The organism is Salinibacterium sp. TMP30 (assembly GCF_038397785.1).
Lineage (GTDB): Bacteria > Actinomycetota > Actinomycetes > Actinomycetales > Microbacteriaceae > Rhodoglobus.
In genome coordinates, this window is record NZ_CP151642.1 from 1,160,300 (window position 1) to 1,180,840 (window position 20,541).

The 20,541-nt window shown below is 57.5% G+C and carries 21 protein-coding genes; 14 read left to right on the top strand and 7 right to left on the bottom strand.

What is annotated here, in order from left to right; all coding sequences use genetic code 11:
• Nucleotides 1–31 precede the first annotated feature (31 nt).
• Nucleotides 32–1,411, bottom strand: coding sequence for a glycoside hydrolase family 36 protein (locus AADH44_RS05670; RefSeq protein ID WP_341954636.1), 1,380 nt, complete (start codon nt 1,409–1,411; stop codon nt 32–34).
• Entirely contained in the window at nt 1,408–2,622 is a 1,215-nt protein-coding gene (locus AADH44_RS05675) for a glycoside hydrolase family 36 protein (RefSeq protein ID WP_341954638.1), read from the bottom strand. Before AADH44_RS05675 ends, AADH44_RS05670 begins: the two co-directional genes overlap by 4 nt.
• A gap of 331 nt (nt 2,623–2,953) precedes the next feature.
• Here AADH44_RS05675 and AADH44_RS05680 point away from each other — a divergent pair, with 331 nt between their 5' ends.
• From AADH44_RS05680 to AADH44_RS05710, 7 genes are all read left to right on the top strand, one after another.
• Nucleotides 2,954–3,772 (top strand): SDR family oxidoreductase, encoded by an 819-nt coding sequence (locus AADH44_RS05680; RefSeq protein ID WP_341954640.1) that lies wholly within the window; start codon nt 2,954–2,956, stop codon nt 3,770–3,772.
• Nucleotides 3,769–5,526 carry an IlvD/Edd family dehydratase gene (locus tag AADH44_RS05685; RefSeq protein WP_341954642.1) on the top strand — a complete coding sequence of 586 codons (1,758 nt, stop codon included), beginning with the start codon at nt 3,769–3,771 and terminating at the stop codon, nt 5,524–5,526. Before AADH44_RS05680 ends, AADH44_RS05685 begins: the two co-directional genes overlap by 4 nt.
• Nucleotides 5,526–6,455: a dihydrodipicolinate synthase family protein gene (locus tag AADH44_RS05690; protein ID WP_341954644.1), complete on the top strand. Its 930-nt coding sequence runs from the start codon at nt 5,526–5,528 to the stop codon at nt 6,453–6,455. The genes AADH44_RS05685 and AADH44_RS05690 overlap by 1 nt, the downstream gene beginning before the upstream one ends.
• Entirely contained in the window at nt 6,448–7,413 is a 966-nt protein-coding gene (locus AADH44_RS05695) for a sugar kinase (RefSeq protein ID WP_341954646.1), read from the top strand. The genes AADH44_RS05690 and AADH44_RS05695 overlap by 8 nt, the downstream gene beginning before the upstream one ends.
• Before the next feature lie 62 nt (nt 7,414–7,475).
• On the top strand, nt 7,476–8,015 hold the full coding sequence (locus AADH44_RS05700) for a bifunctional 4-hydroxy-2-oxoglutarate aldolase/2-dehydro-3-deoxy-phosphogluconate aldolase (protein ID WP_341954923.1): 540 nt from the start codon (nt 7,476–7,478) through the stop codon (nt 8,013–8,015).
• Nucleotides 8,012–9,133 (top strand): aminotransferase class V-fold PLP-dependent enzyme, encoded by a 1,122-nt coding sequence (locus AADH44_RS05705; protein ID WP_341954648.1) that lies wholly within the window; start codon nt 8,012–8,014, stop codon nt 9,131–9,133. Before AADH44_RS05700 ends, AADH44_RS05705 begins: the two co-directional genes overlap by 4 nt.
• A gap of 389 nt (nt 9,134–9,522) precedes the next feature.
• Nucleotides 9,523–9,645, top strand: coding sequence for a hypothetical protein (locus AADH44_RS05710; RefSeq protein ID WP_341954650.1), 123 nt, complete (start codon nt 9,523–9,525; stop codon nt 9,643–9,645).
• A gap of 30 nt (nt 9,646–9,675) precedes the next feature.
• Here AADH44_RS05710 and AADH44_RS05715 read toward each other — a convergent pair whose 3' ends face one another.
• The 3 genes from AADH44_RS05715 to AADH44_RS05725 form a co-directional block, all read right to left on the bottom strand.
• Nucleotides 9,676–9,942, bottom strand: a complete 267-nt coding sequence (locus AADH44_RS05715) for a hypothetical protein (protein WP_341954651.1) — start codon at nt 9,940–9,942, stop codon at nt 9,676–9,678.
• Between the two features lie 87 nt (nt 9,943–10,029).
• Nucleotides 10,030–10,389 carry a hypothetical protein gene (locus tag AADH44_RS05720; protein ID WP_341954652.1) on the bottom strand — a complete coding sequence of 120 codons (360 nt, stop codon included), beginning with the start codon at nt 10,387–10,389 and terminating at the stop codon, nt 10,030–10,032.
• Nucleotides 10,386–11,036, bottom strand: coding sequence for a PadR family transcriptional regulator (locus AADH44_RS05725; protein WP_341954653.1), 651 nt, complete (start codon nt 11,034–11,036; stop codon nt 10,386–10,388). The genes AADH44_RS05720 and AADH44_RS05725 overlap by 4 nt, the downstream gene beginning before the upstream one ends.
• 119 nt (nt 11,037–11,155) lie before the next feature.
• Between AADH44_RS05725 and AADH44_RS05730 the strand changes: the two genes are divergently transcribed.
• Both AADH44_RS05730 and AADH44_RS05735 read left to right on the top strand, forming a co-directional pair.
• The gene (locus AADH44_RS05730) at nt 11,156–12,085 is read left to right on the top strand and encodes a glutaminase (protein WP_341954654.1); all 930 of its coding nucleotides are present in this window, start codon (nt 11,156–11,158) and stop codon (nt 12,083–12,085) included.
• Between the two features lie 124 nt (nt 12,086–12,209).
• Nucleotides 12,210–12,959 carry a hypothetical protein gene (locus AADH44_RS05735; protein WP_341954655.1) on the top strand — a complete coding sequence of 250 codons (750 nt, stop codon included), beginning with the start codon at nt 12,210–12,212 and terminating at the stop codon, nt 12,957–12,959.
• 61 nt (nt 12,960–13,020) lie between these two features.
• Here AADH44_RS05735 and AADH44_RS05740 read toward each other — a convergent pair whose 3' ends face one another.
• Nucleotides 13,021–13,608, bottom strand: a complete 588-nt coding sequence (locus AADH44_RS05740; protein ID WP_341954657.1) for an Lrp/AsnC family transcriptional regulator — start codon at nt 13,606–13,608, stop codon at nt 13,021–13,023.
• Between the two features lie 133 nt (nt 13,609–13,741).
• Here AADH44_RS05740 and AADH44_RS05745 point away from each other — a divergent pair, with 133 nt between their 5' ends.
• Genes AADH44_RS05745 through AADH44_RS05765 form a run of 5 tightly spaced genes read left to right on the top strand, consistent with a single transcriptional unit; the run spans nt 13,742 to nt 18,922 of the window.
• A complete protein-coding gene (locus AADH44_RS05745; RefSeq protein WP_341954658.1) occupies nt 13,742–15,304 on the top strand; it encodes an ABC transporter substrate-binding protein in 1,563 nt (520 codons plus the stop codon).
• Between the two features lie 15 nt (nt 15,305–15,319).
• Complete coding sequence (locus tag AADH44_RS05750; RefSeq protein ID WP_341954660.1) at nt 15,320–16,381, top strand: ABC transporter permease; 1,062 nt, start codon at nt 15,320–15,322, stop codon at nt 16,379–16,381.
• Nucleotides 16,378–17,232, top strand: coding sequence for an ABC transporter permease (locus tag AADH44_RS05755; protein WP_341954662.1), 855 nt, complete (start codon nt 16,378–16,380; stop codon nt 17,230–17,232). The genes AADH44_RS05750 and AADH44_RS05755 overlap by 4 nt, the downstream gene beginning before the upstream one ends.
• A complete protein-coding gene (locus tag AADH44_RS05760; protein WP_341954664.1) occupies nt 17,229–18,083 on the top strand; it encodes an ABC transporter ATP-binding protein in 855 nt (284 codons plus the stop codon). Before AADH44_RS05755 ends, AADH44_RS05760 begins: the two co-directional genes overlap by 4 nt.
• Nucleotides 18,080–18,922 (top strand): ABC transporter ATP-binding protein, encoded by an 843-nt coding sequence (locus tag AADH44_RS05765; RefSeq protein WP_341954665.1) that lies wholly within the window; start codon nt 18,080–18,082, stop codon nt 18,920–18,922. The genes AADH44_RS05760 and AADH44_RS05765 overlap by 4 nt, the downstream gene beginning before the upstream one ends.
• An 87-nt stretch (nt 18,923–19,009) precedes the next feature.
• Here AADH44_RS05765 and AADH44_RS05770 read toward each other — a convergent pair whose 3' ends face one another.
• Nucleotides 19,010–20,464, bottom strand: a complete 1,455-nt coding sequence (locus AADH44_RS05770; protein WP_341954667.1) for an NAD(P)/FAD-dependent oxidoreductase — start codon at nt 20,462–20,464, stop codon at nt 19,010–19,012.
• Nucleotides 20,465–20,541: the final 77 nt, after the last annotated feature.

Consider the following 20,541-nt stretch of genomic DNA (forward strand, 5'->3'; position numbering starts at 1 on the left):
GTGTATATCTGTGTGCGGTTGGTTTTTGAACTCATGGGTAATGGCTGAATAAGTCGTCATTGCCCAGCGTGGTTGGCGTTGCTGGTTGAAGTAGTGAGCGGGTGCGATTCAACCCCCACCGGTCGAGGTCTCTCAAGCGATCGCTAGATATTCGAACGCCGCTGAACTTTTCGACAATATTCGCCCAATCATCGCGACGTTCGATTCCCGGTCGAACCATAAAACAGTCAGGATCGTTTACCCAAAAGCGGCCATGGGTAAAGGCGCGACCTGCCGTCGACACGGCCGCGGATCGCAACCCGGGCCGCGAAAGATCATTGCCCGCGGCCGCCCACGTTAGATCGACGTCCGGCGCAACTCGCATCGTGTCGAATAAGCCGATGGATGGAAACATCGGTGCTCCGCAGCCTTGTAGATATGAACTTCCGATGTTTGAGCGGATCCGCTGAACAGCTTCACGGTATGCGGTGATCGGATTGATTTCTTGGTCATATCTGATCCCAGGAAGCGCACCCGCGAACATAAAGTCGACCATGAAGTACTGTGCGCCGTAACTGTGCCATGCGGTGAATACCCTCGCGAGGTAATCTTGCGCCCCTGGATGGGTTGTATCGAGTGCATAACAGTCCTGACCCCAATTGTGTAGAGCGACTACAGGGGAGCCGTCAGGGTTGCGAACGGTCCATTCTGGATGCTGCTCAAAAATACGGCTGTGCGCCCCTACGATCAGTGGTGCTATCCAGAGACCGGCAATGCGGTTGCGGTCGAGCACTGAACCGACTAGTGATTCTAACGACCCGAATTCGCTTGAAGTCTCCAACCAATCACCGATGCCCGCTTGGAAGGCATCGTCGAGACGAACAACTCCAACGTCGAGGTCGAGATCATCCATCGCATCCAGATTCTCGTGGACATCGGCTTGAGTGAGGCGAGTGAAGTATTGATACCAGCTTGCCCAAATTGATGGAATTTCACGAAGTTTTGGCCGTTCCGTTCGCTCGAGATAGCTCTCAGCGAAGGACGGGAGCGAATTGCCGAATCCACCCGAAAAGTTCTGAATCTCGACAGCCCCGTCTGATTCGACGACTATGTTGTTGTCTTGCACCGTCGCCCGAATTGTCGGAACCTCGGTTCGTCCATCGATCGCACCGAAGACTGTCACAGGGCCCGAATCATCAGTTTCGATCGCGAGTAGTCCGTCGCCTTGGAACCCCGCAAGTGGTTTAGGGCGGTTTGCACGGTAGCCGCTTACTGCTCTCGCCGGGGTAGAGGCTCGAAAGCTGAGATCGTTGATCGAGTACGCCGTTGACGGCGTCCATGATTGCCAACCGAACTCGTATACGCGAGCGGTCCTGACATCGATCGGGATTTCAGCAATGGTCGCGAACTTCGCGCATCGTTCTGTGCTCATCGAATGCTTTCCTCCGAGCTGATTAGCGGCGCGCCGGTCGAAGTCACAAGCAGTTCACGGGTGACACGCATTCCCCAGTCATCGAGTGCGGCGATTCGATCACTGGATGCGCGAACACCGGAGAATTCTGCGATGTGGGATGCCCACTGCTCGCGGTGTTCAACCCCTGGTCGAACGATCAGGCAATCGGGATCGTTGTGCCAGAATCTGCCGTGCATGAACGCCCGAGAGCGTCCTGACAAGATTGCTCCGCTCTGAGATGGCTGGCTGATATCGCCGCTTGAGTGTGTAAAGCGTGTATCGATATCACAGCTCACGCGCATTCCGTCGAACAACCCGACACTGGGTAGTAGTGGTGCTCCGCAGCCTAGAAGTGTGGCGTCGCTACCGACTGCCTCTCGAATTGTTGAAACGGCGAGTTGGTAATGCTCGTACTCGTTGATCTGCTGGTGGCGTTGGCCCGGGAGCAGTCCAGCGAAGAGGAAGTCGAGTTTGAAATAGTCAAAACCGTGTCCTCGCCAAGTCTGGAAAACATCTACGAGATAGCTCTTGGCTCCCGGGTGGCTCACGTCGAGCGAAAATAGATCCTGATCCCAGTTGTTGCCTGCCCAAACCAATTCGCCCTCACCGTCGTGGAGCAACCATTCAGGATGCTTCTCGAAAAGTTCAGAGCGTGCTCCAACCCAGAATGGGGCGATCCAGACTCCTGCGCGTCGGTTGGACGCGTGGATCCGTTTGACAAGATCGGGGAGCGAAGAGAAGCGACTCGAAAGCGTCGTCCAATCGCCAATCTCTTTCTGAAACGCGTCGTCGACGCCTATGACTTCGATCGGCAGATTGTGGGCATCGATAGCATCAATGTTTTCGTACATGTCAGACTCGGTGAGCTCTGTGAAGTATTGGTACCACGGGCACCAAACGGTGGGGTATTCTGCCGCGAAAGAAACAGCGAGCTTGGCTGCGAGTTGATCCGCCCAGCGTGCCAGAGCCGACTCTAGGCTTCCGCCTTTTTGGTCCACATTATGTTCAACTTCGCCGTCTGCTGTTACGACGAGTGCGCCAGCTTCCACTTCAAGACGAATGCTTGGGCAGTTCACACGTGGATCCGGTGCGGAAAAAATGTGGTGCTCTCCATGCACGGTCAACGCCAACAAGCCTTCTCCCTGAAATCCCGACGCCGGCCCGGGACGGTCAGGGCGGAAGGTCGTCATCTGCCAGAGACTTTGTGTCGGCCGAGGCGAGGTTTGGTCGGCAGTATAGAAACCCGACGGGCTGAAAGACGACCATCCGTTCTCGAACACCACGGCGTCTCGAGGGTCGGCAGCGAAGACCGCAACGTTGTTGAAATGGGGCGAGAAAGCCACTGACTGCTCCAAACATTTGTATCGACACTGATCCAGCAATAGTTTTACAGTATTACTATTGAGCCGGCAAGTGCCAGACCGCATTGTTATAAAAGCAAATTTTTTGTATCGAGCCAAGGTAATAGTAAGTTTATTGAACTACGCATTGAATACTCATTGATGCAACGAAAGGGCCTCCATGAAATCGGCGCCAACCTACTGGGATGGACGTGCTGTACTCATAACCGGCGCGTCAAGAGGAATCGGCAGAGCGACTGCGCTCTGGTTTGCTGAGCGCGGCGCGCACGTTATCGTGCACGGTCGCGACCACAACGCAGTCACCGAAGTATGCTCCGAGATTTCTGCAGCTGGGGGTCGTTCCAGCTCTGTGCTTGGTGACCTTCGTAGTAGCAGCACTTGCGAACAAGTGATTGAATCCGCGGCGCAACTTGCCGGTCAACTGGATGTGCTGGTCAACAACGCAGGGGCAAACGTATTCCGTGGCGTGCTAGACGCGACTATTGAAGATTGGGACGACTGCCTCAACCTTGACCTGAGAGCGGTGTGGTTGTGCTCTAAAACTGCTGCGCGGGTTATGCGTCCAGGTTCGTCGATCATCAATATCACTTCGAACCACGCAACTTCGACGCTGGCCGGTGTGTTCCCTTACAACGTCGCGAAGGCGGGTGCGAACGCTCTCACCCAGTCACTCGCAATTGAATTGGCAGATCAGGGCATTCGTGTCGTTGCGATCGCTCCTGGGTATGTAGACACCCCTATAAATGACACCTACTTTGCTTCGTTTCCTAACCCAAGTGCAGCTCGCCGAGCGGCGGAGAAGCTACACATCGTGAACCGACTGGCAAACCCGACCGAGATAGCAGCCGCAATCGAGTTCTTCGCAGATACCAGCCGCAGCGGTTTTACGACAGGAAATGTCGTCACAATCGATGGCGGTAGATCGGCGCTGCTGCAAGATCCCGGTCTTGCTTTTGCTGAAAACGGTGATGAAAAATGATCTCGTCTGCACCTAGCAAGGGCGCTACGAACCTTGGATCCACAGGAAGCCGCAGCGGCGAATGGTTCGGCGATGGTGGTAAGTCGGGTTTTATCGCCCGTCATCATATGAGGCAAATGGGCCTTTCAGGGCGAGCATTCGATGGGCGCCCTGTCATCGGTATCGCGAACACATGGTCGGAACTGACGCCGTGCAATGCCCATTTACGGACATTGGCTGACTCAGTGAGGCGGGGTATCCAACAAGCTGGCGGACTTGCCCTTGAGTTCCCGGTGCTGTCACTCGGCGAACCTTTCATGCGACCCTCCACCATGATGTTCCGCAACCTCATGGCGATGGAACTCGAAGAGCTCGTGCGTGCAAATCCACTTGACGGCGTTGTTGCACTAACCGGGTGCGATAAAACGACTCCCGCAGCCTTGATGGGTCTTGCAAGCGTCAATCTTCCGGCAATAATGATGACCGGTGGCCCCATGCTCAACGGTCGCTTTCGAGGTCGAACGGTTGGCTCCGGAACGGACATCTGGCGCATGACCGAGGGATTGCGAACCGGCGAGGTCACTGAGGCAGAATTCACAGAGTTTGAGAGCTGCCTAAACCGCTCAGCAGGGCATTGCATGACGATGGGTACGGCTTCGACGATGGCGAGCATCACGGAGGCTCTTGGAATGCAACTACCTGGTGCCGCCGCACTGCCTGCTGTTGACTCTCGCCGCATGGTGCTTGCAGAAGAGACTGGTGCGAGAGCCGTTCACTTGGCGCGGGAGGGTGTGCGTCCGTCTGACATCATGTCGCGCGCGGCAGTAGAGAATGCCATCGTGGTGAACACTGCGATTGGTGGCTCAACTAACGCGATTGTGCATCTGCTGGCAATCGCGGGTCGACTCAACGTGGACCTCACGCTCGATGAGATCGATCGAATTGGGCGCACAGTGCCGCTTCTTGCTGATGTTATGCCGAGTGGCCAGTTTCTCATGGAGGAATTCGCGTATGCAGGCGGCGTTCCCGCACTGATGAAACAACTTGGCGACAGGCTCCATCGGGAAGTCTTGACTGTTACGGGGCAGTCGTTGGGAGAAAACATTGCGACTGCGCGAGTAGACGACTCGAGAGTGATCAGAAGCGTAGATGATCCGGTGCAGCCAGCAGGCTCTGGAACGGCAGTTGTTCGAGGAAACTTGGCACCGCACGGGGCTGTAATCAAGGTGAGCGCAGCCGAACCTCGACTCCTTACACACTCCGGACCTGCGGTGGTGTTTGACACGCTTGAGGAATACCAAGCAGTCGTTGACGATGAAGACCTCGACATCACCGCAGACTCGGTGCTAATCGTGCGCGGCTGCGGACCACGCGGGTATCCGGGAATGCCAGAAGTCGGAAATTTCCCGTTGCCGAAAAAGCTCTTAAATCAGGGCGTGCGTGACATGGTTCGGATATCTGACGCGCGAATGAGCGGTACCGCATTCGGCGCGTGCGTTCTGCATGTAGCACCGGAATCAGCTGTAGGCGGGCCGCTCGCCCTAGTGCGAACCGGCGACATCGTTTCCCTTGATGTCGCGAACCGACGGCTAGAGATGCTGGTGTCCGACACCGAGCTCGCTGCTAGGCGTATTGCGCTCCCGCCTCAGCCCCAAAGTGCAGTTCGCGGGTGGTCCGCTCTTTACCAGCGTCATGTAATGCAGGCCGACACCGGAGCTGACCTCGATTTCTTGGTCGGATCGAGCGGCGATACACCAGGAAGGTCACCATTCTGATGCCCGTTGTGAGCGAACAGATCCGGGGCATCTGTCCTGTTATTGAGACACCGTTCTCTGAAGATGGCAGTGTTGATTTTGAGAGCTTTGAACGTCTGATTGACCATCTCATCTCTGCCGGAGTCCGGCAGGTTATGTTCCCTGGGTTCGCATCCGAATTTCACAAGCTCAATGATGAGGAACGAAATGCCCTAACGCGAACCATTCTTCGAAAGTTTCATGACGTTCCAGACTGTAGAGTCGTAATTTCTGTGCCCGACCATGCCACGATGCTCGCGGTGCGCAATGCTCGTGCGGCAGTAGATGCCGGGGCAGATCTGATTAACATTCTCCCGCCGTACTTTCTTGGGCCGAGCGCATCCTCCGTTCGGCAGCACATTGACGCGATACTCGACGCGATCTCGCCAACTCCTGCAATCGTTCAATACGCACCGGAGCAGACAGGTACTTCACTCGACGCGCAAGTTTTCGCGACGATAGCGACCAAACGCCCCAATCTTGTGCAAGTGAAGGTGGAGTCAACCCCACCCGGACAGCTGATCTCATCGCTTTCGGCGCTAAACCCACCTCTCGGATCTGTTGTGGGGTATGCGGGCGTACAAATGATCGATGCGTTGCGGCGAGGAGCTGAAGGGGTGCAACCCGGATGCTCCTTCGTCGAGATTTATCTCCGCATATGGAGCCTTTGGGAAAGTGGGGCCGAAGAGTCGGCGATTGCTCTCCACGGCCGTCTTTTACCCTACATCTCCTACTGGATGCAGAGCGTCGAACTTATCATTCGGGCAGAGAAGCGGATATCGATGCTTCGCGGTCTCATCGCTACCGACCATTGCCGAGCACCGGCCCGCGAGCTTGATCAGCAGGAGGAAATGATGATCGACCGCTTCATTTCAGAGTTCAACGATGTGTTCGAGAGCAACCATGACTGAGGTTGTTTGTATCGGTGAAACCATGGGCCAGTTTGTCCCCGCCGAATCAGGCTTTCGGTCCGCTACAAGTTTTCTTCTCAATCACGCGGGTGCTGAGTCGAACACTGCCATTGCTCTCACACGCCTAGGCTTTGACGTTGAGTGGGTGAGTCGACTCGGGATCGATGTTATTGGTGATCGAATTCTTGATTCCTTGAGGAGCGAGGGAGTCGGTGTGAGCGGAGTAAGTCGCGACGCTGGACTTCACACTGGCATTTTTCTGAAGGATCCATCCCAGTCCGACCGGCAGGTGACCTACTATAGAACCAACTCGGCTGCCTCTCAGATTTCGTTGCTTGACATTGACCGAGCGCTCGATATGCGACCGAGACTCATACATCTGACCGGCATCACCCCTGCACTGTCGATCAGTTGTGATCAAGCTGTAACGTACGCAATCGAGCAGTGCCAACGCCGCGGCATACTCAGTAGTTTCGACGTGAACTATCGACCCCAACTCTGGTCTAACCAACCGCTTGCAGCTCGGCGCCTCGCCGAGCTCGCGTCGGCGAGTGACATTGTTTTCATCGGTCAGGACGAAGCCAACGAATTGTGGGGTGCTCGCGTCCCTGCAGACATCACTGCAGTAATCGGTGATACCGCCACCTTAATTGTCAAGGACGGCGCCCGACAGGCTGTTTCGATCTCAGCTAATCAAATGGTTGCAGTGCCAGCGCTCCGTGTCCGCGTTATTGAATCGGTCGGCGCTGGTGATTCGTTCGCTGCAGGGTGGTTAGCAGGTCTCCTGCGGGGGTACCCTCCCGCAATGTGCCTTCGTCTTGGCCATCTTGCTGCGCGGCAAGCGTTGGAATCGATCACCGATCAAGGCGAAGCCGCGAGCTTTGAGTTCATCCTCGACGAAGCCCAAAAAGAGCCCAATTGGGCGAACCACAACACTGCCGATGAGGAGCACCACTAATCATGCTGACCGCAGCTCAGAGTAATGATTTCTTTAGTTCGGCCTTCACGGTATCACGAGCGATGGCCATCCTCCGAGGGTTCACCCCTGAGCGTACGTCTGAGCTTGCGAGCGCTGCATGGACCGCAGGATTCCACCTCGTGGAGGTCCCGCTGCAGGGACCTTTGTCAGCGAGAGCTTTGCAAGGAGTGTCAAACAGTGGAACCGGCGTGATTGGTGCAGGCAGCATTCTTTCGACCGACCTCGTCGATCAGGCCGCGCGTCTGGGAGCAGTGTTCACCGTTTCCCCGGGGTTCGACGAAAAAGTCGCTGCATACAGCCTCAGTGTCGGGCTTCCCCATCTTCCTGGTGTCGCGACGCCGACTGAAGTGCAGCGGGCGATGTCGGCGGGATTTACTTGGTTGAAGGCCTTTCCGGCAGCGGTCCTTGGTCACGAGTGGTTTTCCGCGATGCTTGGCCCATTTCCTGACGTCCGATTGGTCGCGACGGGCGGCGTAACTTCGGAAAACTTTGAGCAACTCCTAGATGCTGGGGCTTCAGCGGTCTCATTCGGAACCTCGTTCACGTCAATGGAAACTAGTGCTCTGGAGAGGCTTCAGTGAGTCGAGATGAGCGACTTCGAACTTACCGAGCGGAGTTTTGCGAAGACGAACGCTATTTCAACTTTGCAAGCTATGGCCCCTCCTCGGCTAAAGCTCTCGACGCTTCACGGCAAATTTCACTGCTCGCAGCCACCGGCGCTGCCGGCTCGCTCAGCACCATCGTCGACCAGTATGAGGGCGCGCGTGCCGCATTTGCCAAGATCTGCAACTTTTCATTGGAGAATGTTGCACTCGTGCCCAGCACTTCGCACGCACTCCAGCAGATGGCACTTGGTCTCCATGGTGAACAGGTTGTCGTTGGAGCTGGAGAGTTCCCAGCTAACCTTTATCCTTGGTGGCACGCGGACGAAATCGGCGTGCTACGAGCTCGCACGCTCTCGAAGTCTGTCAGGATGACGCCGGATACGGTGGCTTCCGCGTTGCACGCAGATGACACAGTTCTCGCTGTGAGCGCGGTCGACTACGGCACCGGCTATCGAGCTGATCTCGCTGGACTCAGAGAGGCAATTGGTCCCGACAGGCTCCTCGTAGTAGACGCTATACAGGCATTTGGCGTTGCCGCGATGGACTGGAAATGCGCAGATATCGTTATTTCGGGCGGACAGAAGTGGGTGCGTTCAGGGTGGGGTATCGGAGCGATCGCGCTTTCCGAGCGTGCCCTCAGCAGGGTCCACGACACCACTTCGAGCTGGGCGGGTTATGCCCCTTCCCCTGAGCCAGGCGGTCGCGGAGCTTCCTTGCCGGGAGCGTCGCGGCTTGCTGTCACGAATCTCTCACCGACGGCCGCAGCAGCGTTCCGCGCGGCGCTTGACCTTATCGCGGAGGTCGGAGTGACAACGCTCGAGGAGTCGATCGCTGACGCTGTAGACCAACTCATCGCGCGCATTACCGAACTGAACATCCGGATCCTTTCGCCGACAACGAGAAGTGAACGAGCAGGAATCGTGGTCATTGAGGTCCCTCAACCACTGACGTCAGCGGTGCGCGCTGCGCTTGACACCGATGGATACTCCTACAGTTGGCACGAGCCCAATAGGCTGCGCATCTCAGTTCACGCGACTACTCTTCCAAAGGCGATTGACGATATCGGCGAGTGCCTCGAGAATGTCTTGGCTTGACTCCAAGTTTCCGCCGTCATGTGACTTTTATGATCAGTTTGACTGCAGCGACGGATAGCCTTATTCATGGAGCCGACGGCTAACCAGCAATGCGGCCTCAGCGCAGTATGCGAAGCGTATTTTACCGTGAAACGTCTCAAGATGAGGCTCAATCGCGAATAGGTTGGCATCGGTACACGGTGTAAGAAATTCGGTTGACTGAGCGCAACATTGCTCCGCCTAGCACTTGTCTTTGCCAAATTTCAGGTCGCCGTTGGAGCATCTTCTCTGACACAGGCGGCTGATGATGCCACTCGTATTGTCTCGTCGAATGGATTTCGCTCAAGCGCGATTGTTACAGGCAAGCCCATGAATCTCGATGTGCAGGTATCTCAGAAATTAGCCTCATCTTGTTTTCACGTCTGAACAACCAAGAGGCTGTGCAAGAAGCAGGACGACTGCTGTTTGGTGCGCTGCCGGTGACGTTCGCGCTTACCGTCGCGGTGGTCGATCGCTACGACGCAGCCAGATAGTTGTGGGCAGCGCTGGCGAAATATTACGAATCAGGTAATGCGTGTCACTTGGGGCGTGAGCGTGAGTTGCACCAATTCAGCGGCGCTAGTCAGCCGATACTCACCGTCATCTTTTTTGGTCATATTCCCGGGTAGGGCATCCCAAGGAACACTTCGGTGTTCGACAAAACCATCGATGCGCATTCCGTGGTTGAGGAGCGCAGTTATTGTCTCGCCGATTCCGTGATCCCATCCATGGCTAAAGGTCGAGGCGAAGTCGTGATCAGTCTCAACGTAGGTGCCCGGCTCGTCCCACACCAGAGCATCCTTTGCTCAAAGCAGGGGTACCTCACCACGATCTTGTCGCGGTTTGCGTCATCGGGACCACGGAGCATCGGATGCCCCTCACTGATGAAAACTCTTCCGCCGACACGAAGGAATCTGGCTACGGTTTCGGCCCACTGGTCGATGCCCGGCAAGGGATCGCGCTTCTGCGAGTGTCATCGATGCGAAATCGAGACCCGTCATTGGTACACCAAGGCGCTCCAGCGAAATCGTGTCGGTACCGATGTGGCATTGCGAATGGATGCGGCGCATCCCAGAGATGTCTCCCCGCAGTGGAACATCAAATCGCACAACATCGCTGAGAAAGCGTGGATCGGCGACAAATCTCTCGATCGCATAGTCCGGGAATTTCGCATGCACACCAGCGCGCACATCCGAATTGGCAAGGTTCGCGGTGACGTACTCAGAAACACCGGTCATGGCAGTTGCGCTTCTTCCGGGTGAGAATCGGATGAGGGTCGCCCACGTTTGGGTTTCGTGGTGTTCAGGGGGAACGCGGATGCACGGCCCTCCGCCTGCGCTCGGTGCAGTGACGCGTCAACGTGGTCGAGCCAGCGCAGCTCAGCTTCTGCGTGGGCCTGCATTGAATCAGTGACCAGTTCTTGTGCAAAGTCCGCCGAATCTGCGGCCTCCGCCCGCGATGCTGCGCTCAGTGTGAGGGCATCGAGCGCGCCGAGCGTTGCTTGCCGTTGTCGCTCGATCACGTGGTGCGCGTCTACCCCGGGAAGGGTCACCGCCAAGGCAATTTTTAGCGCCAATTCGTCGCGGCCAACCGAATAACGTTCCAGCGGTGAAAAGAGCCACTGATCGGACTCGTGTTGGCCCGCATCCGTCACTGCGTAGTACGTGTGCGGGGTTGAGGTCGCATCGACGTCAGCTCCGCCGTCCCCGTTGCCTACGGACTTTTTGACGAGCTTGTCGCGCACCAATCGATCGAGCGTGTTGTAGACCTGGCCGACATTGAGTGGCCACGTTGATCCTGTCCGTCGATCGAATTCTGCACGAAGTTGATACCCATAGCAGGGTCCTTGCGCCAGAATCGCAAGCAAACTATGGCGGATCGACATGTCAGACCTTCCGGGTAGAGGTGCCTTCCGACCGAGTATATGCATATTGGGTATGCTCGGCGCGGAGTAGTCGCTGCTCGCGCACCCACAGCCGTAGGCCATCACTGGAGGAGAGTCTCGTGGACGTTGAAAAGATTTTGGAAGACACCTATCAGGCTGTGCGCCCGCTCATCGGTTCGGGTGCCGTTGCGGAGTACATCCCACGACTTGCCGCCGTAAATCCAGATCAGTTCGGAATGGCTGTTGTGATGAATGACGGCAGGGAGTTTCAGGTCGGCGACAGTTCAGTGCCGTTCTCGGTTCAGAGTATGTCCAAGGTTCTGTCACTCGTGATGGTTCTCGCCGACCACGGCGAGGACATTTGGCAGCGAGTGGGGCGCGAACCATCGGGTGCTGCGTTCAATTCACTCACTCAACTGGAGTATTCACGAGGGATCCCGCGTAATCCTTTTGTGAATGCGGGAGCCCTCGTTGTGACTGATCAACTGCTCACTACTAAACGCCAGACTTCAGAGGTTCCGTTCGCACAGAACCCGATTCTCGATTTCGTCAGGAAGGAATCGGGCAACCCAGCGATCGACCTCGATCCTCTCGTCGCGCGTTCTGAGGCTGAGCATTCCGATCGAAATGCGGCAATTGCGCACCTTCTCTCGAGCTTTGGAAACCTTCAGAATCCGGTCGATGAAGTGCTTGAGCAGTATTTCGAGCAGTGCGCGATCTCAATGAACTGTCGGGATGTTGCTGCAGCGGTTTCGTTTCTGGCCCGCGGGGGTATTCGCCAGGACGGAACACAATTGCTCAGCCTCAGTCAGGTAAAACGTGTGAACTCTGTGATGCTCACCTCAGGTTTCTATGATGCGGCGGGGGAGTTTGCCTACCGTGTTGGACTCCCGGGGAAGAGCGGTGTTGGTGGTGGAATCCTTGCGATTGTTCCTGGGCACTGCTCGATTTGTGTGTGGGCTCCCGGCCTCAACGCGTCGGGAAACTCGCTTGTGGGGGTAGCCGCTCTTGATGAATTCACCACCAGAACCGGCTGGTCGATCTTCTAGCGATTTGCCAGACATGATCCAGCTGGCGCACAATATGTCTCCTCTATGGCTCGTTGCGCGAGACGATCTGGACTGTTCGCCTCCGATTTCACTCTCTTCGCCCCGTGACCGCATACTCGGGTTCGTGAATGACGTTCTAATACCGCAGCCAGCAGCACAGCCAGCACCCGACTCGATCAACGATCGCGAGTTTCTTCTGACGTCGTCGTCAGGGAGCGCAGTCTCCGCGGCGTCGCCGACTCGATTTCGTTATCACCAGGATGGTCAGCAGATCTGGGGTGAGTACTTCGGGGACACGGTGATGCTCGGGCGTTTCGTGGGGAAACGTGATGGAGAGGCTATTTCGATCCGTTTCGCGCATCGACCGCTCTCGGGCGCAGATGTGGTGCTCGGTGAAGCTCACAGCACTATTCAGTGGAACGCGAGTGGCGAACTCGAGCTATATGAGACTTTTGAGAAAGATGGCCAATCACAAGTTAGCGTCTGCACCGAAGTGGAGCGGCTCGGAGTGTGGCCCGAACTCGATCCGACAGCTCGAAGCACGCCTCGACTAGATGGCACGACCTTTGTGTTGGAAGAGTCCACGGCGAGCACAGTGAGCGCGGAGCCAACACAGTTTGAGTTCGATGAGAATTTGGGCGTTGTGTGGGGCTTCTACTACGGCGATACCGTCACTGCGGGGCACTGCGTTGGACGGTACCGCGACGGTGTTCTCGACGAGTACTTCGTTCATCACGTCATCGCGAGCGACGCGACTTTGCTTGGTGACAGCAGCACAACGTTGGCTCGTCGTGAAGACGGGCGTCTGGAACTGATCGAAGAATTCGTTCTCGACGGCATTCCCGGTAAAAGCGTGTGTGTGCAGGTGGTCTAGGGTGCGGTCGGGGCCGCGGCTACGGCATCCGCAGCGCTCAGACGTGTAATCGACGTCACCGCTAACCGTTAAGTCCAGCACGATTCGGGTCGGCACGGGTAAACCTGGTGAGCCCCAGCTGAGCGGGTTCCTGTTCTCGTTCGGGCAAATCGAGGGGGAGCAGGTACGGCCGCTGGAACACTTCATCCAACACCAGCACGGTTTCTAGAGATTTCACTTCGGGAAGCACTGAGAGCACGCCGACGATGAAGTCGTGGATAGCGCCGACTTCGTGGCTGCGAATCAAAAGCATCGCATCGTGCTCACCCGTTGTGATGCGGCACGACTCGATTTCGGTCATTTTGGTAATACGATCGCGGAAACTTGCCCAGGTCTGCGGATGTACTGACAAAAAGACGAGAGCGCAAATGCCGAGTCCAGCTTTGGCGGGATCGATTTGGGCGCTAAAGCCGGTGATCACGCCATCCGACATGAGTTGTTCTACTCGCGTATAGACGTTTGCGCGTGAGACGTTCACCCGATCAGCGAGCGCTGACATTGATATTCGTCCGTTATAGCGGAGCTCGCTCAATATCTTCAGGTTGATCTCATCCAATACGGGCTGAGATTGTCCAGACGCAGACGATGCGCCGGTTGCTTTGCTAGACATATTGTACGAAGTCTCCCTCAACTTTGACCCAAGGTCTGAACTATGATGCCTTTGATTGGACAGACTAGCGGCATTTATGCCAATCTCAAGAAAAGCCGTCCAGCGGCTGTTCCATAACCACAAGGAGTTCGTTTTGCGTACACAGTTCCGCTATGTAGCGGCAGCATTCGGATTGACTGCGTCACTGGCACTCGCCGGTTGTGCCGCAGCAGCACCCGAAGCAACCGACAGCATCGTTATCGATACTGCCTTCACGCTCGAGACCAGCGACCCCGGTCGCAACTACGTTCCCACCGGATACATGGTGTCAAAGGCTCTCTACGAGACTCTGCTGGACTTCGCAGGGTCAGATGAGTCCACTCCGGTGCCCGGACTCGCAACCTTCACGCAGAACGATGACGCGACGGTCTTCACCTTCACGCTCGAAGATGGCCGCGTCTTCTCCGACGGATCTGCGATCACCGCTGACGACGTTGTGTTCTCCCTCAACCGCGTTGCCGGTATGACCGAGAGCAAAGCGAACTTCTTGATGGGTGGCATCACCGTCACGAAAATCGACGACATGACGGTCGAATTGAGCACCGAGACGCCTTCGCTCAAGCTTCCCGCCCTCATGACTAACCCGTCGCTGGCAATCCTCAACTCGAAGCTCGTCATCGAGAATGGCGGCACCACCGACGATTCTGACGCTGCAGAAGAGTTCTTGAACTCCACTTCTGCAGGATCGGGACCGTACATCCTCGACCGGATCAACTTCGAGTCGCAGGTAGTGCTCACCGAAAACGAGAACTACAACGGCGATGAAGACATCGACTTCACTCGCGTTGTCATCCGCAACGTCTCTGAAGCAGCAACTCAGAAGATCAACCTTGAGGGCAACGACTCTCAGATCGCCGTCGACCTCAGCGGCGACCAGGTTGCAGGACTCAGCGAGGGAATCAACGTCTTCTCGACTCCATCCGCACAGACGATCTTCCTGCTGATCAACCAAAACTCTGAAGTGAGCAGCGTCACGTCTAACCCCGACTTTGCTAATGCAGTTCGTTACGCACTTGATTACCCGGGGTTGCTTGAACTTGCCGGTGCAGGCTCCGCGCAGGCTACTGGAGTCATCCCGCCGTCATTCCTCGGCGCGCTCGCTGACGGCGTTGAGCAGGATCTCGATGCTGCAGCTGCATCGCTCGAGGCATCGGGCTACAACGGTGAGAGCATCACCCTTGAGTACCCGAATGACTACCCGGTTGGTGGCGTGAGCTTCACACCCCTTGCCGAGCGCATCCAGTCGCAGCTTGCCGATGCAGGCATCACCATCGAGCTCGCTCCGGCGCCGTTCACTACCCAGATCGATCGCTACGTTACTGGTGCGGAAGCATTCAGCATCTGGTTCTGGGGCCCCGACTACGCCGACTCCGCCAACTTCCTTCCCTTCGCGGCAGGACAGAAGGTAGGACTTCGCGCAGGCTGGACCGCTGAGCAGGACTCGGATGTTGTAAACCTTGCCGCGGCAGCAGAAAACGCAACGAACGTCGACGAACGCGAAACAGCCTTCAGCAACTTCGCTGAGGCTCTGCAGAAGCGCGGACCCTTTGTTCCGCTGATCGTTCCAGGATCTAACATTGCTACGGCTGACTACATCTCCGGAGTTGCCTACAACTCCACCTGGACGATGGACATCGCCGAACTGCAAGCTAAGTAGAAAGAAACCTTTAGCGTGGGAAACACACCCCGCGCGACCCGCAAGTACCCGGCCAGCTCACCTCTGGTCGGGTACGTGCTTCGTCGCCTCGGAACCTCAGTCCTGCTCCTCTTCGGAGTCACCATCGTCACGTTCGCCCTCGCGAACCTCGTGCCAGGTGACCCCATCGCGGCAGCGCTTGGTGAAGGGGCGGCGAGCAACCCCGCGACCGTCGCGGCCTACATCCAGGAACGTGGCCTCGATCAGCCGCTTCCGGTTCAGTACGCCAACTACATCGGTGGGCTGTTCCAAGGCGACATGGGCGTATCTCTGCGCACAGCTCAGCCCGTGGCATCCGACCTCGCAAAAGCAGTGCCAGCGACGGTCGAAATTGCTTTACTTGCGATCGTGGTCAGCCTCGGCGTCGGCGTTGCGCTTGGCTCGCTCGCGGCCTACCGGCGCGGCAAGATCAGTGATCAGCTCGTACGTGTTCTTTCCCTTATCGGACTCAGTATTCCGACTTTTTGGATGGCGCTGGTCAGCTTCAATTTCTTTTTCCTCCAATTGCGCATCGCGCCGGGTGCGGGGAGGCTCTCGCCGGTTCTCCCTCCGCCACCTACCGTGACCGGTTTCTACACGGTCGACTCTCTGTTGGCAGGCCAGTGGGTGACCTTCACCGATGCGCTGGCTCATCTCATGCTTCCCGTGTTCGTTCTCTCGCTGTTCACCATTGGCCTATTGACCCGATTCGTGCGCACCTCGGTTCTTGAAGTGTTGGATGCCGACTACGTTCGTTCAGGACGCGCCAAGGGACTTAGTTCCCGGCGATTGCTTTTCGGGTATGTGCTGCGCGGTGCATCGTTGCCCATCCTCACGATCGTCGGCTTAGCTTTCGGAACGCTCCTGTCGGGAACTGTGCTCGTCGAAGCAGTCTTCGCCTGGCCCGGCCTCGGAAGTTACGCCTACAACTCTGCAACGAGTCTTGACCTCCCGGGTGTCATGGGCGTGGGACTCGTCGTCGGCGTCGTCTACTTGACCATCAACTTCGCCGTCGACCTGCTTTACGGTGTACTCGACCCGAGGGTGAGGCTCGCATGAGAAAGCGTTGGCTGAAGATTCCGGCTGCTTGGATAACACCGCTTGGCGTTATTGGCGCCGTTATTGCGGTGACGTGGGTCGGCATTGCCTTCACTGCACGTTTATGGGTGCCATTCGATCCGCTTGCTCAGGACTTGCCCCGGCTGCAGGCTCCCGGCATCGACACCCTGATGGGCACGGATGCTCTCGGCCGCGACATTTTCTCGCGCCTCATGGCCGGAGCAGGGGTCACGATCCCGCTAGCTCTGATGCTCGTGCTCATGTCGCTCGTAGTCGGAACGCTGATCGGTGCGATCGCTGGTTACTTCGGCAAGTGGGTCGACGAACTTCTTATGCGGCTAACTGACCTGGTCATGGCATTTCCGACAGTGATCCTCGCGATGGTCGTTGCAGCAGCTCTTGGTCCGTCCTTGTTCAATGCGGTAATTGCGGCATTCGTTGTGTCGTGGCCGCAGTATGCGCGAATGACCCGGAGTATCGTTCTTGGTCTTCGCACCCAGAACTACGTGATGGCCGGCCGACTGATGGGCTTCTCACCGGTTAAGACGCTGCGTGTCGATATCGCGCCGAACGTTGTCGGCCCGATCTTGGTGCTCGCAAGCCTCGATGTGGGTACGGCGATCCTCTTGCTCTCGGGACTCTCGTTCCTTGGGCTTGGTGCGCAACCGCCGACGCCAGAGTGGGGGTCCATGATTTCCGCGGCTATCCAAAACTTCGATAGCTGGTGGATCGGTCTATTCCCAGGTTTGGCCATCCTCACGGTCGTGATGGCCTTCAACTTCGTCGGGGACTCACTGCGCGACATCTTCGACCCCACCTCACAGGTATCACGAGCGGCGGCACGGTCATGAGCGACGTAACGACACCACAATCTGCGGATGCCGCACTCACTGCCGGCGCTCCGATGCTGACCATCGACGATCTCACCATCGGTATCGGCTCCCGCAACAACGTCAAAGCCATCGTCAAGGGCGTCAGCCTTGCGCTCACCCCTGGACGCGTCCAAGGCCTCGCAGGGGAGTCTGGGTCGGGCAAGACGGTGACTTCGTTGGCGATCCTGGGTCTACTTCCGCACAATGCGATCGTTGGCGGCTCGATTCGACTCGGAGAGACGGAACTTGTCGGTCTGCCAAGGCGCCAACTGAATGACATCCGTGGTCGTCGAATTGCCATGATCTTTCAGGATCCCTCGTCGAGTTTGCATCCGCAGTTGACGGTGGGCACGCAGTTGACCGATCATGTCAAGCGCCATATGAAGCTGTCAACGAAGCAGGCGCGAGTTCATGCAGTTGCGCTTCTCGATCGGGTTCGCGTTCCGAATCCTGAGGAAGCGTTGGCGAGATACCCGCATCAGTTTTCTGGTGGTCAGCGTCAACGAATCTCTATCGCCATTGCGCTCGCGTGCGATCCAGTCGTGTTGCTTGCGGACGAACCAACGACAGCGCTGGATGTGACGGTTCAGGCGGGCATTTTGCACTTGTTGCGCGACCTCGTGGATGAGCGTCAGCTTGCCGTGCTCCTCGTTACGCACGATCTGGGGGTCATGAGCGCAATTGCTGATGACATCGCGGTGATGCGTCACGGTGAAGTGGTCGAATCGAACTCTCGTGACGAAGTTTTCACCAACCCGCAGCACCCTTATACGCGGGAATTGCTCTCGTCGCTTCCGGGCGCAGCGGGCTTTGAGGAGGCAACGGAATGAGCGAGCTGCTTGAGGTCTCTGACCTCGTAATTGAGTATCACGGTGCGAGCGTTGTGCGCGCCGTCGATGAGGTCTCGCTGACGATTGCGCCGGGCGAGGTGCTGGCGTTGGTCGGTGAAAGCGGCTGTGGCAAGTCGAGTCTTGCCCGTGCCGTTGTTGGTATGGAGAAGCCGCGAGCTGGTTCAGTCAGCTACCGCGGTGCGAACGTTCCACTTCTGGGCGTGCGGCGCCGCAAGCCGAACTTCACGTCGATCCAGATGGTGTTTCAAGACCCGAACTCGTCGCTCAACCCTCGCATTCGTGTCGGGCAACAAATTTCTGAAGGCATTCGCACCGCAGTGGAGCGTGGTGATGAAGGCTCCGTTCCGGAGGAGTGGCTTGAGCGGGTGGGACTACCCACAGAAATGGTCTCTCGCTACGCCCACGAGTTGTCTGGTGGGCAACGGCAGCGTGTCGCGATAGCCCGTGCACTTGCTGCCCGCCCTGATCTGTTGGTTGCTGATGAACCGATCTCTGCTCTGGATGCTTCGAGTCAGGCATCGGTCGCCAATATGATGCGCAGGCTCGCCTTCGATGCCGGGGCCGGCTTGCTCTTCATCTCACACGATCTGGCGATTGTGCGCCTCATCGCCGACCGCACCGTCGTGATGTATCGCGGAAGAATCGTGGAATCTGGGGTATCGGACCGTATCTGGAATGATCCCATTCACCCGTATACTCGCGCCCTGATCTCGGCTATTCCGGAGCCTGATGGAAAGGGCAACCTTCCTGCGGCGCCCGCGGCCGACGCTCCAGAGGAGTGGCGCAGCAGCATCCCAGAGGCATTGGATCGTGTTTAGCGCGCCCTCAGTTGCACAAATATAGCTGCATGCCGCCGCGCTCGGGTCGAAGGTCGTGACGCACTCTCCGCACGACGCACAGCGATGTCAGGCGCCGATCGCGAGATTCGGGATGTCTCTTATGCCGAACTCATGGATCAGCGCTGAGCGTGCAGCATAAAAGCCGCACAGGCCATGCACTGCTGGACCAGGCGGAGTCGACGACGATGCAAGGTAGATTCCCTTCGTGGGAGTGCGCCAGGGATCGGTCGAGATCACAGGTCGCTTGATGAGTTGCGCGATAGTCACAGCGCCCGCAGAGAAGTCTCCCCCAACGTAATTCGGGTTGTATCGCTCAAGATCCATCGCGGTCATGTGACGTGAATCGAGGATCAGGTCGCGGAAGCCCGGCGCGAAGCGCTCGATCTGCGCAACGATCGCCTCGGTCATGTCGACGGTTGAGCCGTGGGGAACGTGAGCGTAGGCCCACAGCACGTGCTGACCTTGGGGAGCCCGGCTCGGGTCGAAGACTGTCGGTTGCGACACGAGCACATATGGAGATTCGGGGTGGATTCCGTTCGCAACCTGCGCTTCGGAATGGGCGATTTCTTCGCGTGACCCACCGAGATGGATGGTACTCGCACTGCGTACCTCGGGATTGGTCCACGGAACGGGTCCTGAGAGCGCGAAGTCGATCTTCGCGGCTGCGTTTCCGTATCGAAAACGACGTAACGCTCTGCGGTAGCGCATCGGGAGGTGATCGCCGGCGATGCGATCGAGGGCACGGGCCGAGACATCGAGCAACACGGCTTTCGATGAGGGCAACTGGTCGAGCGAGCGCACCTCGGTGCCGGTGGTGATCTCGCCACCATGGGCGCGCAGGTCGTCGGCCATCGCCTCGATGATGCCTTGGCTGCCTCCGACCGGAATCGCCCACCCGCGCGCGTGCGCCTGTGCGCCCAGCATGAGCCCTGCGCCGACTGTCGAGAGGCTCGGCATCGGTCCGATCGAATGCGCGTTGACGCCCGCGAGCATTGCGCGGGCACTACGTTCCCGAAAACGCATGTTCCAGGCTGGGGAACCCTGTTCGAGAACACGCACTCCGAACGCGGCTGCGGCGATCGGATCGCGCGGAATTCGAAGTAGTTGGTTGCTGGTGAAGTCGGTAACAGCGTCAATGCGGTCGACGAGAGGTTTCATGAGGCGACGCCAGGCCGCACCATCGCGTCCAAGCCCTTCGGCCGTGCGGGTTAGGTCTCGGTAAGCGATTCCCGCCTCGCCGTTGTCTAGTGGGTGCGCGTAGGAGATTTCGGGGACGATGAAGTCGAGTCTGCTAGTGAGCTGGAACTTGTGGAAGAAAGGCGACGCAAGTGCCATCGGATGAACGGCCGAACAGATATCATGCCGGAATCCAGGAAGGGTGAGCTCCGCGGTGCGCGCGCCACCCCCGACCGTGTCATTGCGTTCGATGACCTGCACGGACAACCCGGCCCGTGCCATCGTGACTCCGGCCGCAAGCGCGTTTGGTCCCGACCCGACGATGACAACATCCGTATCCGACACATAAAACCTTCCCGTTTGACCGCAGTGCGCGCTGTTCGACACGAGTACACAAATATAATTGCGTGCTTGTATTTTCG

Coding starts and splice junctions, on each gene's coding strand:
- AADH44_RS05690 (WP_341954644.1), top strand. CDS start 5,526: ATGCCCGTTGTGAGCGAACAGATCCGGGGCATCTGTCCTGTTATTGAG.
- AADH44_RS05680 (WP_341954640.1), top strand. CDS start 2,954: ATGAAATCGGCGCCAACCTACTGGGATGGACGTGCTGTACTCATAACC.
- AADH44_RS05700 (WP_341954923.1), top strand. CDS start 7,476: ATGGCCATCCTCCGAGGGTTCACCCCTGAGCGTACGTCTGAGCTTGCG.
- AADH44_RS05685 (WP_341954642.1), top strand. CDS start 3,769: ATGATCTCGTCTGCACCTAGCAAGGGCGCTACGAACCTTGGATCCACA.
- AADH44_RS05760 (WP_341954664.1), top strand. CDS start 17,229: ATGAGCGACGTAACGACACCACAATCTGCGGATGCCGCACTCACTGCC.
- AADH44_RS05755 (WP_341954662.1), top strand. CDS start 16,378: ATGAGAAAGCGTTGGCTGAAGATTCCGGCTGCTTGGATAACACCGCTT.
- AADH44_RS05675 (WP_341954638.1), bottom strand. CDS start 2,622: ATGACGACCTTCCGCCCTGACCGTCCCGGGCCGGCGTCGGGATTTCAG.
- AADH44_RS05725 (WP_341954653.1), bottom strand. CDS start 11,036: ATGTCGATCCGCCATAGTTTGCTTGCGATTCTGGCGCAAGGACCCTGC.
- AADH44_RS05740 (WP_341954657.1), bottom strand. CDS start 13,608: ATGTCTAGCAAAGCAACCGGCGCATCGTCTGCGTCTGGACAATCTCAG.
- AADH44_RS05670 (WP_341954636.1), bottom strand. CDS start 1,411: ATGAGCACAGAACGATGCGCGAAGTTCGCGACCATTGCTGAAATCCCG.
- AADH44_RS05720 (WP_341954652.1), bottom strand. CDS start 10,389: ATGACCGGTGTTTCTGAGTACGTCACCGCGAACCTTGCCAATTCGGAT.
- AADH44_RS05695 (WP_341954646.1), top strand. CDS start 6,448: ATGACTGAGGTTGTTTGTATCGGTGAAACCATGGGCCAGTTTGTCCCC.
- AADH44_RS05765 (WP_341954665.1), top strand. CDS start 18,080: ATGAGCGAGCTGCTTGAGGTCTCTGACCTCGTAATTGAGTATCACGGT.